This window comes from Mucilaginibacter sp. OK098, assembly GCF_900142915.1.
Taxonomy (GTDB): domain Bacteria; phylum Bacteroidota; class Bacteroidia; order Sphingobacteriales; family Sphingobacteriaceae; genus Mucilaginibacter.
The window spans coordinates 609,828-625,750 of record NZ_FRCM01000003.1 but is presented as its reverse complement, the minus strand read 5'-3'; the positions used below and the strand labels follow the sequence as shown (position 1 = coordinate 625,750).

At 44.0% G+C, this 15,923-nt stretch carries 15 protein-coding genes; 9 read left to right on the top strand and 6 right to left on the bottom strand.

Annotation, left to right across the window (positions count from 1 at the left end; translation table 11 throughout):
• Positions 1-90: 90 nt before the first annotated feature.
• From BUE31_RS12895 to BUE31_RS12885, 3 genes are read right to left on the bottom strand one after another with little or no spacing between them, the layout of a single operon-like run.
• On the bottom strand, positions 91-987 hold the full coding sequence (locus BUE31_RS12895) for a transglycosylase SLT domain-containing protein (protein ID WP_159440676.1): 897 nt from the start codon (positions 985-987) through the stop codon (positions 91-93).
• Between the two features lie 41 nt (positions 988-1,028).
• Positions 1,029-1,904, bottom strand: a complete 876-nt coding sequence (locus BUE31_RS12890; RefSeq protein ID WP_143167105.1) for a hypothetical protein — start codon at positions 1,902-1,904, stop codon at positions 1,029-1,031.
• Complete coding sequence (locus tag BUE31_RS12885) at positions 1,901-3,118, bottom strand: hypothetical protein (RefSeq protein ID WP_143167104.1); 1,218 nt, start codon at positions 3,116-3,118, stop codon at positions 1,901-1,903. Before BUE31_RS12885 ends, BUE31_RS12890 begins: the two co-directional genes overlap by 4 nt.
• A gap of 599 nt (positions 3,119-3,717) precedes the next feature.
• On the opposite strand from BUE31_RS12885, the gene BUE31_RS12875 reads away from it, so the two are divergent.
• Both BUE31_RS12875 and BUE31_RS12870 read left to right on the top strand, forming a co-directional pair.
• On the top strand, positions 3,718-4,758 hold the full coding sequence (locus tag BUE31_RS12875; protein ID WP_200801917.1) for a methyltransferase: 1,041 nt from the start codon (positions 3,718-3,720) through the stop codon (positions 4,756-4,758).
• A 332-nt stretch (positions 4,759-5,090) separates the two neighbouring features.
• Positions 5,091-7,541 carry a hypothetical protein gene (locus BUE31_RS12870; protein ID WP_073404010.1) on the top strand — a complete coding sequence of 817 codons (2,451 nt, stop codon included), beginning with the start codon at positions 5,091-5,093 and terminating at the stop codon, positions 7,539-7,541.
• A gap of 487 nt (positions 7,542-8,028) precedes the next feature.
• Here BUE31_RS12870 and BUE31_RS12865 read toward each other — a convergent pair whose 3' ends face one another.
• On the bottom strand, positions 8,029-9,540 hold the full coding sequence (locus BUE31_RS12865) for an ABC transporter permease (RefSeq protein WP_073404009.1): 1,512 nt from the start codon (positions 9,538-9,540) through the stop codon (positions 8,029-8,031).
• 236 nt (positions 9,541-9,776) lie between these two features.
• On the opposite strand from BUE31_RS12865, the gene BUE31_RS12860 reads away from it, so the two are divergent.
• The 6 genes from BUE31_RS12860 to BUE31_RS12835 all read left to right on the top strand — a co-directional run bounded on the left by BUE31_RS12860 (position 9,777) and on the right by BUE31_RS12835 (position 14,551).
• Entirely contained in the window at positions 9,777-10,976 is a 1,200-nt protein-coding gene (locus BUE31_RS12860) for a metallophosphoesterase (RefSeq protein ID WP_073404007.1), read from the top strand.
• Positions 10,977-11,139: 163 nt separating this feature from the next.
• Positions 11,140-11,562 carry a GCN5 family acetyltransferase gene (locus tag BUE31_RS12855; protein ID WP_073404005.1) on the top strand — a complete coding sequence of 141 codons (423 nt, stop codon included), beginning with the start codon at positions 11,140-11,142 and terminating at the stop codon, positions 11,560-11,562.
• Positions 11,563-11,853: 291 nt separating this feature from the next.
• Entirely contained in the window at positions 11,854-12,756 is a 903-nt protein-coding gene (locus tag BUE31_RS12850) for an aldo/keto reductase (protein WP_073404003.1), read from the top strand.
• 263 nt (positions 12,757-13,019) lie between these two features.
• Positions 13,020-13,487: a response regulator transcription factor gene (locus tag BUE31_RS12845; RefSeq protein ID WP_073404001.1), complete on the top strand. Its 468-nt coding sequence runs from the start codon at positions 13,020-13,022 to the stop codon at positions 13,485-13,487.
• Positions 13,488-13,608: 121 nt separating this feature from the next.
• The gene (locus tag BUE31_RS12840) at positions 13,609-14,148 is read left to right on the top strand and encodes a DUF4199 domain-containing protein (protein ID WP_073403999.1); all 540 of its coding nucleotides are present in this window, start codon (positions 13,609-13,611) and stop codon (positions 14,146-14,148) included.
• 22 nt (positions 14,149-14,170) lie between these two features.
• Entirely contained in the window at positions 14,171-14,551 is a 381-nt protein-coding gene (locus BUE31_RS12835; protein ID WP_073403997.1) for a VOC family protein, read from the top strand.
• A 94-nt stretch (positions 14,552-14,645) separates the two neighbouring features.
• On the opposite strand, the gene BUE31_RS12830 is transcribed toward BUE31_RS12835, so the two are convergent.
• Together BUE31_RS12830 and BUE31_RS12825 are read right to left on the bottom strand one after the other, a co-directional pair.
• The gene (locus tag BUE31_RS12830) at positions 14,646-15,152 is read right to left on the bottom strand and encodes a DUF2165 family protein (RefSeq protein ID WP_073403995.1); all 507 of its coding nucleotides are present in this window, start codon (positions 15,150-15,152) and stop codon (positions 14,646-14,648) included.
• A 36-nt stretch (positions 15,153-15,188) separates the two neighbouring features.
• A complete protein-coding gene (locus BUE31_RS12825) occupies positions 15,189-15,545 on the bottom strand; it encodes a SnoaL-like domain-containing protein (protein ID WP_073403993.1) in 357 nt (118 codons plus the stop codon).
• Positions 15,546-15,736: 191 nt separating this feature from the next.
• Between BUE31_RS12825 and BUE31_RS31040 the strand changes: the two genes are divergently transcribed.
• On the top strand, positions 15,737-15,877 hold the full coding sequence (locus tag BUE31_RS31040) for a hypothetical protein (protein WP_159440675.1): 141 nt from the start codon (positions 15,737-15,739) through the stop codon (positions 15,875-15,877).
• Positions 15,878-15,923: the final 46 nt, after the last annotated feature.

Here is a 15,923-nt window from a genome sequence, read left to right as displayed (position 1 = left end):
TTTCTGGCTTTTCCTATATAATAAGGTGAGTAATTCAGGAGTTCAATTCAACAATTACAAAGTGATCAAATGCGAATTAAATACACAATCCTACTTGTATTTATTTTTCAGGTCGGCACTATGTTTTTTGAAAAACTTTACCACGCTGTCAACATGGTCTTTGTCGTGAATATTAAAGCTGCTCCAATGCCCCTTGAAAGACCCGCCCTTTCCGTCGAGACCAAATAGTTGTTGTTTCTTTTCCAATTGCCATGCAAGCATCACCACGCCCGTTTGGAGATTTACCTGCGGATCGAAAATATTTTTCTTTTTTTCATCCAATAAAACCAGACTGTATTTCTCACTGTACCATTCCGCATTGTTATAACTCAACTGCAGCAGGCCCTCGCTCATGCCGCCACTCTTTTCCCTGAATTGAGCGCTGGGGTTAAACTGCGATTCTGGGACAGTCAATGATGATAGCAGTAAGGTCCAGAAGGCTATTTTTTCATTGTCGGATGTGGTTGGTTTAAAGAAATCCGGGTAAAGTAAATTTATATCATCCTGCGGAAGTTTTGAATTATCCAAAAAAATGGAGTGCTTAACTAATTCATCCGCAATAAACTTGTTCCAGGCCGGGTCCCATTTATAAAAACTATCATCTTTATGAGCTTTGTCCTCCACATAATTTTTCGAGGAATCTATGGTATAATACCTTCCCCTGTATTTTAATGAATCGGTAATTTCAGCAAAACTCAACGGTGTATTTTCCTTTTTTAACTCCAGCGAACGCATTTTTAAACTATCGCGGTCGGCCCTGGTTAACGACGCTATGGCATCGGATGTTAATTTCTTTAATTCGTCAAATGTAAGTTCACTAATTCTTTTGATGAATATGGATAATTTGCCGTCAGTTTCCGATCGCCCGACCTCAATTGTGCCGGGCGGCTGTTGAGCCGGCGCGGGAATTGCCCTCGAAACAAATAGTATGGCCAATAATATCTTCAAAAAGCACCGTTTTAATTGCTGCATATCATTGTGGGTTGTTTTTAGTGCACAAGTACATAGATAGTTTCTATTTTTTTAGGTAGTTTCTTTATGTCTTCTTTAGCTTTCTCGCTTTTTGTCTTTGCGTTTATCAATTGCTTTGTAAGGTCAAGCAACTTTGCTTTGCCTTCTTCTTTGCTTATTTTTCCGGCGTAAACATCGGCATCAACGTTGTTTGCCTCCTTGTCTATCAGGTCTTCCTCCTTTTTTACAAATTCAATGTCCTGGTAGTCCTGGCTAAGCTCCTGCACCAGGTCCCTGAACTGCTGTTCCTGTTTTTCACTTGAGTTGATGGCATTATCATTAACTTTTACCTGCAAGTCGCCGCCCTGCATGGCTATGGATGCCTGTTCGGCAAGTGAAAACATGTCTTCAGCACTGCCTTCTGAAGCTTTTGCAAGTATTGCAACGGTGCGCCTGATCGCGACAGTAGGTATCGCGGTAGCCCTTGTGTTGCGGGTGTCAGCAGCGAAGGCATAGAAAGCCCCGCCGCCATTCGGCGTGCTATTTAAATAACCACCATTTTGAACAGTATTTACTGTAGTTAAACTATAAGTTACGGATGACGTATTGGCGTTTGGGGTAATTAAATTTTTACGGACCTCTGCAGCCTGTTTTTCGGCATACGCTCTTGCCTGCCTTATCTCTTTTTCCGTAGGCTGGTGTACTACCGGGGTATTGTTAACCTGCTCATTCCGCTCCCTTGCTACATTTATGGTGCGGGTGAAGGCCGGCCGCTGGTTGCCCCTCCATTTATCCAATACCGAAAAATCAATCTGTGAAAATCCTGCACTGACAAACAAAAGTTGTATGGCCGCACTGATGCCCATTCCGAGGACGAGCTTTTTGCATGGGAGCATATATCTTAACTTCTTCATTCTCCAGGTATCTGTTGGTTTAATGATCTGAGTATTTTTTTAGCTTCACCTGCCTTTTCGCCATTTGGTTCAAGGGCAAGGTAAAATATTAGCTCCTGTGCAACAATTTTATTGTCGATGTTTGCGCCGGTATACTCTATGCAATAATAATTGCTGATGGTAACCTTATCGGTTTTAAGAATGCTGGCCAGGTTATAATGCACTTCCGCCCACCAAGGCACCCTGCGGGTAACATCTATCAGTTTTTGGATAGCATCGTACCAACTGCCATAAGGTTTTGTGGCTATCACATTCATCGCATCCTGGTATTCTCTTGCTACATCAGCAGGCGGCAAAGGTTTTAGTGGCAACCCATTATAAACATCAATTGCATGCCAGGCAATGCCGGTAACAATGCCTTCATTTTTACTTCTTTGGCTTTCGCTCTTGTCAAAAGCGTAATCCACCACCATATCCTCGCGGACTAACCGATGGAGCGCACTCCAATGGCTCAGCAGAGGGTAGTTCATTCCCTGGCCCTGCGCCAACCCGACAAGATGTGATATATCGCGCGCCAGCAGGTTGTATAAGTTTGCAGTTTGATGTCCGTCTGTCGCTATAGTATTGTCTTTTTCGGCCAATATAAGCGTGGATGAAAAATCATTGTTTATGTAGTTCAACGTATAATGCCATTCCCTGTAATAATCCAGCCACTCTTTTTCGTAGCCAAAATCGCTGTTTGCGGTATGCAGCTTTTCAATACCGTCTACCAAAACAGAATCAGCCTTCCGGTAATCGCCCAAAACTGCTAATGATATTCCCCATTCCATCTGCACCGGTGCGTCCATCATCCAGGCGTTTACTTTGTCGGCATTTATGGCATCCATAATGCGTTGGCCACACCAAACCACGTCCCTGTATTTGCCAGCGTCAAAACTGTAATGGCAAAACACCCGGGCATCTAACGGGGCAGGATCCAGCTGTACCATCTCCGAAAAGGCTTCCCACGCGCCCATGATATCGCCTTGTTTTTTAAGTGTTGTCGCTTTATCGTGCAGCTTATGTTCTTTATCAAGCAACTGGTAAAATACCTCACGTGGTGTTTGTGGCGGCGACGCTAACATTTTATTGTAACTATCATAGGCTGAATCAGTGGCACTTTGGGTTTGTGCAAAGAGGGATGGTACACCACAATTAAAGATCACGAAGGCGAGTGTTAGGAGTCTTTTTGTCATCTGATTACACTTGGATTCAATTTGCGATCCCAATTCAATATTTGTTTGGCTATCAGTTTGTACCACGGAGGACTTGGTTTATTTTAATGTTAAATTTAATATATAAATACATGATCCTACCACCTTTTTAGAAAAGAAATATTTAACTCACTAAATGTATTTATATATGAAAACGTTCGTTTACCTGGTTTTTACCTGCTTCATTTCGACTGGTGCTTTCATGGGGGCGTTGTATTCCAAAACACCCCTCCAGTTATAGCGGTCGGCTTTGGGATCCTGGCGCTATTCCTGTGGGGCTTGAATCGCCGGATGAAGAAGAAGGCGGAACATCGTTTTGGTGCTCCAACAGCGTGGTGTTCTTCGCAACGAAAGGCCACCTGGAAAAGATCCGTAATTTATTTGCAGAGATACAACAGCAACCTTTACCATATTTAACAGCTTTGATTTGAGCAGTAAAGGGAAAATTATTCTTAAATGAACCTTTATTCTTATATCAAATTAAATAGCCGTAATTTTAAATACCCTGATTTTTTCCTGCCTCCGATAATTTTCCGGAAGGCGCTACCAATTTATTAAACCTGATAATTAATAAGAAAAAAATGGAACAGCAAACTAACCAGCCATCGCCTGAAAACATTATGAAAATTGGCACCGGCTTTTGGGCCTCAAAAATTCTTTTAACCGCAGTGAGTTTTCAATTATTCACCAAACTTGCTGAAAAGAAAACGATGAAAGCCAAAGATGTCAAAGACATTTTAGGGCTTAAATGCACAGACAGGAATATTTATGATTTTTTAGATGCTTTAACCGTGTTTGGCTTTTTAAAGCGTGAAGGTATTTTGGAAACCGCTATTTATTCAAATACCGTAGATACGGATACATTTTTAGATAAAAACAAACCATCATATATTGGAGGGATCCTTGAAATGATGAACAATCGTTTATATGGATTTTGGGGTAACCTGGGCGAGGGGCTGCTTACCGGGCTTCCGCAAAACGAAGCAAAAAGAAGCGAAGATTTTTTCGGTTTGATATACAATGACCCTGAAAAATTAAAGGAATTTACCAGTGCAATGAGCGGGATCCAAATGGGTAATTTTATAACCTTTGCTCAAAAATTTGATTTTACAAAATATAAAACGCTAATTGATGTAGGTGGTTCGGCCGGGTTGCTTTCACTTATGGTTGCAAAACATAATCCTCATATGCATTGTACAAGTTTTGACCTGCCGCCGGTTGAGCCTATTGCAAACGCTACCATACAGCAATTTGGGTTATCAGATCGTGTAAAAACCGCAAACGGCGACTTCTTCACTATGCCAATACCCAATGCAGACGTTGTTGTAATGGGAAATATCCTTCATGATTGGGACGAAGAAAATAAAATATCATTAATGAGAAAAGCTTATGCCACACTCCCTGCCAACGGGGTATTTGTGGCAATTGAAGGCATAATAGATGATGAAAGAAAGCAAAACGTTTTTGGTATGATGATGAGTTTGAATATGCTTATTGAAACAGGAACAGGGTTTGATTACACATTTGCCGACTTTAACAGGTGGGCAAATATTGCCGGGTTTAAATCAACCTCACTTCTTCCGTTAGCAGGGCCATCAAGCGCGGCAGTAGCATACAAATAAAACCGCCTAACATTGCTGTTGGCGAAAGGTACTGCCTGTAATGTTATTCTTAAGCGAGGTAATTTAACGGATAGAATGGGAGTTTCCTAAACTATAGATATGAGTTTGATTCTCGTCGGGAGCGCTGAAAGAAACACAGCAATGTGGTGCGCTTTGTAAATTATAATTTGAAGAACTTGCGTTATTGGTTAGTTAGACGTCAATTGCCAGTTCCGGCAGGAAGCAAAAGCACCATATTGAATCAAACATAGCTATGCGGGCCGTTAACTCCAAACTCTTACCTTATTTTTTCCTATCTTCCCTTCGACTTTAAGACCCATACTAACCTGACCATGATACAAACACAAACCCGCGATCTTTCCGGACAGCATAAACAAATTCCCCCTTTCGCGGAATGGCCCAATCTAACCTACAGTGCCCGCCTGCTGCCCGACGCTTTCGTGATCGATCTCCGGTTCGATACCGCTCCGTATTTCACCGAAGCCGGAACCGAAGGGCCTCCCATCGACACCGAAAAGGCCGCTATGGACCTTTACCGATATTCCGAAGCTGAAGACGCTCTTTCCCATTCGGGGCACCTGCTATTGGCAGTGCCGGATGTCGCGGCCTGGGACTCGGCCCACCACATCCTGTTTTTTGCCAGGGCCGTGCTGGATGCCTTCTACGCCATGCTCAACGACGGTAGTCGCCCTGAGCCCGTTACAAAGTCGATCAGCCTGCCTTCCGCCGCGCTGTCAAGCCAGCTCAAAGGGCTAAGGCCGCTCGCATTGTATCTTTGGGACAGGCCCTGGCGCCCGGATCCTTTCGGGCCGACGCCGACCAGGGGAAATCCAGGCTTTGAGTTGCCTTTCGACATAATTCCGGATGCAGAGCTCGAAGCATGGGTGACGACGTACGAAAACAAAACGCCCTATGTGAAGATGGGATACTCGGAGAACAACGGACGGAAAATACTATGGCTGGTGCCCTTTCGGACGATCGAAGACGGGTGCTCACTCTCTGGTCCTGCGTTTTTTGGGCTGCGGCCCTTATCGGCTGCTTTGCAGTCGAGGCCGGATGTGCCGGTGCGGCAATACGTGAGTGGACAATCGCTCTGGTCGCACGATACGGTCATCGGAAAGCGGTCAGTGAAGGACATCGACCTCAACGTCCTGGCCGGAAGCTTCGTCGAGGCGCTTGACAGGCATCCGTCTGATGCCGTCACTGCCGCGCGCCAGACCATTGCCAGCCAGCGTGCACGCCAGGAGCTCGCGACGCTTTTCACCGACACAGGACATGAAGCTCTGCTCGCACAAGCCCAATGGTGGTTGCAGGGGTGGCTTGAAGAAAAGTCTGGCCGTGCCAATACGCTGGTGGCCGTGCTCGTTGGGGAACTTGGTGGTGTCGAAGCTCCGGCGGGCATCGGACTGCTGGCGGAAGCCGTTCCGGTCAATGCCGGACAAATGCTTGCGGTGTCGCAGGGCTTTCTCAATTTCCGGGAAAACAAGACCTGGTTTATCTCTGCCTGCTCAGCTGATACTGCCGACCGTGCTGACCATAAGGCGCTGCCGCTTGAGTGCAGCATTCGGGTAACCGGGGCCGCCAATCCGTTTTACAGAGAAGGCGACATCCGCCTCTGCCATTCCGTTACATTGCCGACAGGCAGCGGGCCGCTGCTGAAAGCCAGCGTTCCCGTCCTGCTTCAAACCCTGCCCATGCCGGCAATCATCCTGCAACAGCAGGCGCTGGCTTCGGAAGGCGACGCTGCAGCCGATGCGGCAGCAAAACTGCTCGAATCACGACTGTGGGATTACCGCATCGCCTACGACCGCCAATCAGCCGTTCAGGACACCCTGATCGTGCGGCTCGATACCGGCAATACGGGTGCATCCGTAGTGAATGCTACGCCGAGGCCCGACCTCTTCGACGCCCTGGTCGAATTTTCGGAGGCCTATGCGCAGCTCCGCACCGACCTGGAACAGGAAGACGTGATGCCAGAGGCCCGCGAATCGTTCGACTGGCTGGCATTGAACGTATGCAATACCTGGATGTATCGCACCCAAATGATGAGGATGAAACAGCAGGCGTCGTATCGCATCGCGGAAGCCGAAGGAGAAGATGGCACATTGCGCGTCGCCATCACCGGGCCTGAAGGGCCGGGCGTGCCACAGCTGTTGCCGCGTTACGAAGGCTACACTGCCGAAAAGACAGGCGAAGACTGGAGGTTCCGTTCCGACTCCACACAGCGCTACCTGTCCTTTGCAGACCGCAACTGGCACTTGCGTAGCCTGGTTTTCGAAAAGCTGGATGTACTTGGGGTCGAAAGCGCCCGCGCCGAGCTAGCGCTCGAGCGCAACCTGCTGCCGGTTGACGGAAAGACACCGAACCCCGACTTCGCCCTTCGCACCGGGTTCATGGGCCCGGGTGCCGCCGCTGCGCCTTTCCTGGCCGCACCGGATCCGATCGACATATCGGGTTTCGGCCAAACGCTGGCCAAACGCATCGACGGGTTTTTCACCCGACTGTTCGGCGACACAACCGGTCGCTGGCTGCGGTTGACCGTCTCATATGGTTATGAAGTCGGACCCGGGATGCCGGTGATCATGCCGGTGTTGCTATTACCGAAAGAGGCTTATGCCACAGGGCTTGCCGCCAGGGTGGCCACCGCTATCGACGAATGGAAGCGACGCCACATGCCCGACGAGCCCCATAGCGGCGCGTTTTTCGAACTTGATCTGACCGTGTTCGGAGTTTTGGAGCAGAGGGGTGTTTTGAGGGTCAGAGGCTTGATGTCATTAATTTAACGTGAGTTCGACATAAGCAAATGGTCACCTCACCTCAACCCTTCTCCAACCGTGTTGAGGTGAAGCACAAGTTGTGTATCCACTCCGGCAAAGCGTTCCACTTTTGCACGTGGAACACCTGGAACGCTGTGAAACATGTTGATTATCAGATGATTCACTTTTTATCGGCGCATAAATAGCTGTAAGTGATTGATAGTCAGACACTATTATGCCGGCCTTATATCGAACTCACGTTAATTTAAGATTTATCGTATGAGCAGGCAATCATGTTGCCTAATTTGTATGAATTATAAATTTAATAGAAACTTGTGTCATTCTTGGCGTTCGTTTTTATCAAAGCATATAACGTCCTGTAAAATAGCTGTTTGCTAAGCAAGTTTAAGATTCGTCGGGACAACTATTTTAGGCAAGCTGGCAACTTTTATACCATTCAGTTTTCATTAAAAAGTATCGACAAGACTGTTTCGAGTTAATAAATTTAAGACAATCAATATAATTTATATTCCTTAATCTGTTTGGGATCAGAATAGTCGATCTTTCCGGGGTGGTTTCCAGATATATACCCCTCGACGTGTGGTTCCTTACTCTCGTTTATATCGAATACCGGCTGGTCGCCCTCTCTTGACATAACGATAGTCGTTTTGAAGCCACTTAATCGAGAATAAGCGGTTTCGAACGAACGATGTATTAACTGTACTTTGTCATCCGATAGGTGATGAATCCAACTAAGCATCCACCACAGACGCTCTTTGGCATGAGCAGGCGGGTCAAGCGTACAACGTTGGTCAAAGCATACCAAACCCGCAGCTCTTGATTCACGTCCCAACTGTACGATGGATTGCAATGTCTCGATGATCACTTGAAATTGATAATTTTTTACCGCAGAACAGCCTAAGTAACCTAATTCTTCCAAGCAACGATACATCATCTCCGAGGAACCATCTCTAATCGCCGCCTGCCCAATACGTTTGATATACATCGGATAGACAGGAAGATGTAATTTAAAAAATTCGTGCCCTTGTTCTGGCGGCGGGTCGTAAATGCCTTTTTGACAAAGTTGCCGATGAAGTGACAACACCAGAATAACCGCATCCCTATCTTTAGAAACCAGTTCTTCTGCAAAATCGGTAAGGATACCTGCTATGTTTTCAAATGGGTTCCGCGTTTGTAAGTATAGCAGCGCTTTTTCACGCAAATAATTACTGATGCTTAGGATCAATTCATTACGATGCACGGGATTATCAGATAGCTTTCCACTAAGCTTGACCAGATTACGAAAAGAATAACCAACCAATCGCTCGATCTTAAAACGAAAATCCATTTCTTTCACCATAGGATTTGCTAACATAGCATCGATTATCGTTCCATATGATCTCACAACTTCAACGTACATTAATACATCGCCATTCTTTAAAGCATGTTCAGCAATCATATTGGCCAGATGAAAAGGGTCGCCAGGTACCGTGACAGAATACTTATCGCCCCAATCGTGAGAAGGTGTCTCATCTCCTTTTGAAAAATTAAAACTCTCCTGTGTTATCAATTGCTGGTTTATGTCGTCTTTAAATCTTTGTAAAAATGAAAGCAGCTTTTTAGGACGTTTTGCCCGGTTTAACAGGAATACTGGGTTGCATTCTTCATAAGCGACTGTCCATAATAATAGAATATTGTAAGCAAGGAGCGGTATCGTAAACAAACTAATTTGGGGAACCAATGATTTATTAATGACCAGCCCGCCGATTGGAGCCAACGCTACGATCAGTGTTGCGTAGGTAAATATTAATTGTCGGGTACTTATTGAACGTAATAGAGATTTATAAGGTGAAAATGTATATTGTAAAAAAGAAAAACTTATCGAAAAGGTCGCTATTGTTAACGATATAGAAATAAATGAAGAATTGAAATTTTCTAATTCTACTGGTTTAAATAAAAAATAGATTAAAATGCCTATAGCAAGAAAAGGTATAGCAAGCAATATTTTAATAAGCGGTTTTCGCATAAGTTGTGAGACGGTTATGGTAACCGAAGTTAAGAAATCTACCTTAGTTTCGATATAAAAAAACACTAATCGTTGTATTTCGCATATGGTGGGAAAAATTATTTAAAAAGCCTTTAGATGAAAGTCTGAAGGCTTCCTGTTATATCACCCAATAAATCCCATATTTCCCCCATTTAAAATATTCCCCCAACTCAATCGTCTACATAGTGATATCTGTTTCATATATCATTATTAAAATGGCTAAAAGACTTCCCTTAATTATTCTTCTTTGGTTTTGTACCGACCTTTATTTTTACCAGGCTTTACACACTTTTACAGGTTCTGCTCATAATTTATGGGTCTATTGGGTTATTGATCTGGTATTAATGGCCGGCCTGGCCGCTGTGATTTTTGTACGGCGGGGTTCACAAGTACAGCAAAGGCTGATCACCTGGGTGATGGGGTTAATGCTGTTGGCGTTCATTCCACGCTTGTTTTCCGTGCCTGTTCTGCTGATCGAAGATTTTTCACGGCTGTTTCGGGGTTTTCCGCCAAGGCAACTTTGGGTGAGTGAACTGGCACTAAGTATCTCTGCAATACTGTTCCTGGTGGTACTGTTTGGTATTACACGCGGGAGGCATTTTTATCGCCTGCGGCGTGAGATCCTTTGGTTCCCGGATCTGCCGGAGGCCTTCGATGGCTTTACGATCACACAAATAACGGATGTTCACTCCGGTAGCTTTACCAATGCAGCAGGCGTACAGAAAGGGTTGGACCTGGTGAATGAGCAGCAAAGCGATGTCATTTTATTTACCGGTGACCTGGTTAATAACCGGGCTTCGGAAATGGATCAATGGATCCCGGCCTTTGCCGGGCTGAAGGCCCCGATGGGCAAGTTTTCTATCCTTGGGAATCATGATTACGGAGATTATATCCAATGGGAAAATGCCGGGGCAAAGTTGGCAAATCTGAACCGCTTAAAACAAGTTCATTCCGAGATCGGGTTCCGTTTGCTGCTGGACGAAGCGGTAACGCTCAAAAAAGATGATCAGTCTATTGTGCTTATCGGGGTGGAAAACTGGGGTAAAGGCGGCTTTCATCAGTATGGCGATCTAAAAAAGGCGACCGCGCACATAAGCGGTGATGCATTCAGGATCCTTATGTCGCACGACCCTTCACACTGGGAGGGCGTAACGCTGCAACATGAACAGCGAATCCATCTGACACTATCAGGGCATACTCATGGCATGCAATTCGGCATCGATTTTTTAGGATTTAAGTGGAGCCCTATCCAATATGTTTACAAGCAGTGGGCCGGGCTTTACCAGGATGCCGGAAGGTATTTGTATGTTAACCGCGGTTTTGGATTTTTAGGATTGAAAGGGCGAATCGGTATGTGGCCCGAAGTTGCGGCGATCACTTTAAAACGGGGCGCATTTTCCCGGGCCCGCGATTAGTAATGTTACGAACCCACTTCCGCGCCACTTCCTAAACCACAAAATGACCAGAGTATGCTAAGTATGGAATGCTATTCAAAAAGCCTTCAGATGAAAATCCGAAGGCTTTTTATTTTAATTCTTTTTACTTTCGTTACGTAGTTGTACCCCCATTAAAAGGCAAATGACAAATTATCCGGAAGTAAAAAATAAAGATTTAGTTGGTTCATATCCTGCTTTTGGAAAATCCGGCGGGGGATACGTTTGGGATGAAGTATTGGAATACCGGGTTTGGTGCCATCCACACGATGGCGCTCTTGATATTTATGAAGGAGACGATTATTATTATGCTTTTGACAGCTATGAAGGCGCCTTTGAATTTTCAGGAGAAAATGCAGGATCAGAGGAACCATTGGCTCTTATTTTGCAAGAGGAGTATATAGATGAGGCTGAGCCGGGCAATTATATCCATGTTAAAGAGCAAAGAGTAACGGAATGGCCAGTTGAGTTTCTTAGTCGCCCGAAAAGAAATCAAAATACTATCCCAGACTTTTTCTCGCCAAATGCTCCTGATAATAGATTGCAAATATTACGGGGATTAGCTTGAAATATCGGCAATTAAAAACTATACCAAATTATCCTCTAAACCCGCTGCATTTTATAAATCAACCATAAAAGGGGTAGGGTTTTGTATTCTAAAGGCCACTAAAACGCCGGTAATTGACCATAAATAATACGTTTTTTGAATCGAAATCCTGCCAATCTTCAAATGTGATATAGGTCACACAGCTCCCTGAAATTTTCTGCCGAACTTTGTTGTGTAGTTTGATGTTTTAAGTACCCAAAGCAACATCAACCGGATTAGTCAATAAAAAAGGCACAATAAATTATCATAAAAATGAAGACAATAAATAAGACCATCCCTATGCCCGCCCTCGGGTTTGGCACCCTGATCCCCGATGCGGCGGTGACGATAAGTGCTACCAGGGACGCACTGGAAGCTGGATTCCGACACTTCGATTGTGCTGAACGATATCGAAACGAGAGCGAGGTAGGAGAGGCGTTACAGGCAGGCCTTGCCGATTTAGGAATTGCACGCGAAGAGATCTTTGTTACTACGAAGCTATGGAACACAAATCATAGGCCCGAGCGGGTAGAACCTGCATTCGGGGAGAGTTTAAAGAGGCTTCGGCTCAATTATCTGGATCTCTATCTCATTCACACTCCGTTTGCGTTTCAACCGGGGGATGAGCAGGATCCGAGGGATCAAAACGGCAATGTTATTTATGACAGCGGCGTGAATTTGCCCGACACCTGGAAGGCGATGGAGCACCTTGTGGACGGTGGCAAATGCCGGGCCATCGGATTGGCTGATATCACCCTGGACAAACTGTTGCCTATTTATGCATCGGCTAGAATCAAGCCGGCCGTGATCCAGGTCGAAGCGCATCCGTATCTGCCGGAAACAGAACTTTTAGAATTTTGCAAGGAAAAGGGCATTGTTTTTTTAGCTTTTGCGCCATTGGGCCACGGAATAAAGCCGGGGCCGCTCGAAGATCCTGTAATTTTGTCAATTGCGGCACGAGTTGGAAAGACGCCGGCACAGGTGCTGTTGGCCTGGGCGGTGCAGCGTGGCACGGCTTTACTTACCACGGCCAAAAGTGCGGCCCGTGCGCGGGAGAATTTTGACATTTCTCCGCTGCCCGAAGACGCCTTTAATGAAATCAACCGCATTCAGACAAGGCAGAGATTTAATCAGGTGGTGAATACAGGCGTACCGGGCTTCATTCCAAAAAGATAATTTGAGCTATTAAAGCAAACACAATAGGGATTCAATTTATCCTCCAATCCCGCCTCATTACCCAAATCACTCATTAAGAGTTCGGGTTTTATAGTCTAAGGACAACATAAAAACTGAATTCAGTAAAAGTCAACTCAAAATACGGGTTGACTTTTTTAATTTGGTCAGCTTCCTGAATCGAATTTTTGCACAATTAATTAGGGGGTATAACATTATGATATATTCGTCATAAAGGACTATTTTTAAACACCCAATAACGAGCAATGACATTTAGGATCTCTGCAAAGAACAAGCAAATTATAATTTACGGCGTATCGCTTGCTTTGTTATTGCTGCTATTAAAATGGCTGGAGTGGCACTTTATTATTATTAACCATGCTTTTGAAATTTATGCCGGCGCCATAGCTGTTGTTTTTACCGGCCTGGGTATCTGGCTTGCCATAAAACTGATAAAGCCCAAAGTAAAAACCGTAATAATTGAAAAACAGGTGTTTGCCGGTGTCGATTTTGTTTTAAACGAAGCCGAATTTAAACGACTGCGTTTAAGCCCCCGCGAACTGGAGGTTTTACAATTAATGGCCGACGGCCTGAGTAACCAGCAAATTGCCGAGCGGTTGTTTGTATCATTAAACACCATAAAAACCCATACATCAAACCTGTTTTTAAAGATGGAAGTGGAGCGCCGTACGCAGGCTATTGAAATGGCAAAAAGGTTAGGACTGATACCCTGATGCACATCATTCTTTAGTGTGATAATTGCTAATTTTATTAAAATCACCCGAAAGTATGACTAAAAACACGTGCCATTAATTCAATTTTGAGGCGGATTTAAACTTAAAAACAATAAACAAAATGAAAAAGATAATTTGGGTTTGCGGAGTAATAGCCGGTATTATAAGTGTATCATGGGGGGTGCTTGGCGAAGCAGTATTGAGCGATAGTCTTAGCTTGAACACCAAGATGATTTTTGGCTATGTAACTATGTTATTGGGCTTTTCGCTCATTTTTGTAGCCATTAAAAATTACCGGGATAATTATAATAGCGGCCAAATTACTTTTGGCAAAGCGCTTGGGACTGGCCTTTTGATAACGCTTATCGCGTCAACTGTGTATGTGGTGGTTTGGATGATTGACTATAGCTATTTCGTTCCTGATTATGGCGACAAATACCAGGCCCAGGCTATAGCCGAGTTGAAGGCAAGCGGGGCAAGCGCCGCGGAAATACAAAGGCAGGCAGCTGAAATAACATCCTCGATGGCGAAATATAAATCAAGCGCCTTCTTTAGAGTGATGTTCACTTATTTGGAAATTGCGCCGATTGGCGTCGTGGTATCGTTAATAGCCGCGCTTATACTTAAAAAGAATGCTAAACCGGCTACTGTAAATGTATAGATTAAAATAAAACAGATTAAATATGAAAAAAGTAACGGGCCTGGGCGGCGTATTTTTTAAATGCAATGATCCGAAAGGCATGAAAGACTGGTATGTCAAAAATCTTGGATTGCCTACCAGCGAGTACGGAACAACCTTTGAATGGCGGCAAGATGATGATCCGTCAAAAAAAGGATCGACATCCTGGTGTGCATTTCCGAATGATACCAAATATTTCGATCCGTCGGAAAAGCCTTTTATGATCAATTACCGGGTAGAAAACCTCGTTGCGCTGGTTGACGAATTGAAAAAGGACAATGTGACGATTGTTGATGAGATAGCGGAGTATGATTATGGCAAATTCGTCCATGTGCTCGACCCGGAAGGCAATATTATTGAGCTTTGGGAACCGATGGATGAGTAGGAACAGGACTGCGTTGCAGAATAAGCGTTTTTATTCCTGGTATAGCGATGGGTTTCAAACCTTATCAATAACGCAGGTCGAAGGACTGCGTTTTTTAATAATCTTCTTCTTTTAAATGCAAAAGAATGAGCACTAATACTATAAAGCTAAGGATCCGCTCGGCTGCCGCCAATCCATTCCAGATTTTGCTTTGCCACATGGCAAACCACTCTCCGCCTATAACTTCAAACCCTAAAAACCAAATTATTATACCGATCGTCAAACCCGCAACAGCCCAGTTTTTACTGGCATGGAACAAAGTTGCGCTGCTTTTAAGGTTTTTAATAAGGAGCCGGCTTCCATTTATACAACAAAATGCCATAGCCGCTTCCATGATGATAAGCAGGATATATCCTGTGTGAAACATAAAGGTATTGTTAACACTTCTGTATTGTAAATGACTGCCAGGGAAAATAGTATCCATTTTCATCACATGCTCAACAAACAGATAGTTTGTAAAGTAATCTGTTGTATTACCAATTACTATCAATAAAGCCATTAAACCAATTGCAATCACTGCGGTTGTTTTGGCAAGGCGGAATAAAAAGTGTACTGAAGGCATGCTTAACTATCTATTTACCAAATATATAATTTGTATTTATTGATTAAAATATTCCTCATATACAATTTTACCATCTTTAACTTTATATAAACAAAGTTCTTCCAGTTTAAAGTACCCCGTGTCTTTAAATTCAAACTCAATGATTAATTTGTAGACAATGGTATTGCCGGCTACCAGCGGTTCGCTCATCGCTATGCTCAACTCCTTTTCAATATTTTCGCCGAATTTATTGCAACGGGCGATAATAGCCTGAAGACCTATTGTCTCCCTGTTTGAAGGATCAGGACCATCTTCGTACGATATGGCATCAGCCGAAAAAAGTTCATAATTTCTGGCATGGTCACCTTTGGAGGTGTTTTCATAAAGTTTCTGCGCGATTTCATTCGTTGTCATATTATTTAATTTTTATTGTTTTAAAAACTAGCTTGTTAAGGGTAATAATCTTTCAAGTTTTAAAAGGAACTCTACTCTTAATCATTGAATGAATTTAAGGTTTTTAACTAAAGACATTCCAATTTTTAAGATCCGGACAAAAGCGTATAAAAGCTTTGATTTTTTACTGTTTTGTAATTAACCGAGAGAATATGGAACCATTGATCACCATGTTCCGGAGATCTCAGGCAGGCAATTCGCCGCACTCTGCAAATAATCCAATCAATGATTTTATTTCACCACCAGATATTGACCTGGTTATTATTGGTTGGCTAATAATTATTCCGTTTTAGCACAACTTTGTTACTTAAAATTATGTTTTAAATTGTAACCTTCATG